This is a genomic window from Wolbachia endosymbiont of Tuta absoluta (genome assembly GCF_059414725.1).
This window is the reverse complement of sequence record NZ_JBNRJY010000603.1, coordinates 1-309: the sequence shown is the minus strand read 5'-3', so window position 1 is coordinate 309 and position 309 is coordinate 1. Positions and strand designations below refer to the sequence as shown.

Below are 309 nucleotides of genomic sequence, written 5' to 3'. Positions count from 1 at the left end.
CTACAGGTTCTAATACAGGAAGTAATTCTTTTAAAGAGGAGATTTTTTTATCGTATAATAAAATGTACGGATTGTCGAATTCCGTTTCCATTTTTTCAGGGTTTGTAACGAAATATGGAGATAAGTACCCTCTGTCAAATTGCATCCCTTCTACTACATCTACGTAAGTATCAGTTCCTTTTGCTTCTTCAACAGTGATAACACCTTCTTTTCCAACTTTACCGAAAGCAGTTGCGATTAACTCACCGATAACTTCGTCATTATTAGCAGAAATAGAGGCTACCTGTTTGATTTTGTCAGTAGTAGATC

Annotated in this window: 1 pseudogene; it reads right to left on the bottom strand. The window is 35.6% G+C overall.

The annotated features are described in order from the left end of the window. Nucleotides 1-309: pseudogene (locus ACJ5GX_RS06760) on the bottom strand (chaperonin GroEL); the annotation flags it as partial.